Genomic DNA, 1,703 nt, shown 5'->3' on the forward strand with positions numbered 1-1,703 from the left:
AAACAATTCCAAACAAAGTAATTCACACAGGACGCAAGCGATTGCGTACTGAGCGAAAAAGATTTAACACTTTTTAAGTGATAAATATCATTTATAAAGAGTTTGATCCTGGCTCAGGACGAACGCTGGCGGCGCGCCTAACACATGCAAGTCGAACGAGAGAGAAGGAGCTTGCTTCTTCGATCGAGTGGCGAACGGGTGAGTAACGCGTGAGGAACCTGCCTCAAAGAGGGGGACAACAGTTGGAAACGACTGCTAATACCGCATAAGCCCACGGGTCGGCATCGACCAGAGGGAAAAGGAGCAATCCGCTTTGAGATGGCCTCGCGTCCGATTAGCTAGTTGGTGAGGTAACGGCCCACCAAGGCGACGATCGGTAGCCGGACTGAGAGGTTGAACGGCCACATTGGGACTGAGACACGGCCCAGACTCCTACGGGAGGCAGCAGTGGGGAATATTGCACAATGGGGGAAACCCTGATGCAGCGACGCCGCGTGGAGGAAGAAGGTCTTCGGATTGTAAACTCCTGTTGTTGAGGAAGATAATGACGGTACTCAACAAGGAAGTGACGGCTAACTACGTGCCAGCAGCCGCGGTAAAACGTAGGTCACAAGCGTTGTCCGGAATTACTGGGTGTAAAGGGAGCGCAGGCGGGAAGACAAGTTGGAAGTGAAATCCATGGGCTCAACCCATGAACTGCTTTCAAAACTGTTTTTCTTGAGTAGTGCAGAGGTAGGCGGAATTCCCGGTGTAGCGGTGGAATGCGTAGATATCGGGAGGAACACCAGTGGCGAAGGCGGCCTACTGGGCACCAACTGACGCTGAGGCTCGAAAGTGTGGGTAGCAAACAGGATTAGATACCCTGGTAGTCCACACCGTAAACGATGATTACTAGGTGTTGGAGGATTGACCCCTTCAGTGCCGCAGTTAACACAATAAGTAATCCACCTGGGGAGTACGACCGCAAGGTTGAAACTCAAAGGAATTGACGGGGGCCCGCACAAGCAGTGGAGTATGTGGTTTAATTCGACGCAACGCGAAGAACCTTACCAAGTCTTGACATCCTGCGACGGATATAGAAATATGTTTTTCCTTCGGGACGCAGAGACAGGTGGTGCATGGTTGTCGTCAGCTCGTGTCGTGAGATGTTGGGTTAAGTCCCGCAACGAGCGCAACCCTTATGGTCAGTTACTACGCAAGAGGACTCTGGCCAGACTGCCGTTGACAAAACGGAGGAAGGTGGGGATGACGTCAAATCATCATGCCCTTTATGACTTGGGCTACACACGTACTACAATGGCGTTAAACAAAGAGAAGCAAGACCGCGAGGTGGAGCAAAACTCAGAAACAACGTCCCAGTTCGGACTGCAGGCTGCAACTCGCCTGCACGAAGTCGGAATTGCTAGTAATCGTGGATCAGCATGCCACGGTGAATACGTTCCCGGGCCTTGTACACACCGCCCGTCACACCATGAGAGCCGGGGGGACCCGAAGTCGGTAGTCTAACCGCAAGGAGGACGCCGCCGAAGGTAAAACTGGTGATTGGGGTGAAGTCGTAACAAGGTAGCCGTAGGAGAACCTGCGGCTGGATCACCTCCTTTCTAAGGAGTCAGGCAGGAAGGAAGCATCGAAGATGGTTTCTTCCTGGAACAGGTGACAGAGACAAGTAGAGTAGATATTGTTCGATTTTGAGGGCCCTGAAA

1 rRNA gene is annotated in these 1,703 nt (G+C 52.1%); it reads left to right on the forward strand.

The features are described from left to right. The first annotated feature begins 90 nt into the window (after nt 1-90). Nucleotides 91-1,601, forward strand: a 16S ribosomal RNA gene (locus tag J3350_RS13825). The last annotated feature ends 102 nt before the right edge of the window (nt 1,602-1,703 follow it).

The organism is Faecalibacterium sp. Marseille-Q3530, from assembly GCF_017377625.1.
GTDB classification, from domain to species: domain Bacteria; phylum Bacillota; class Clostridia; order Oscillospirales; family Ruminococcaceae; genus Faecalibacterium; species Faecalibacterium prausnitzii_E.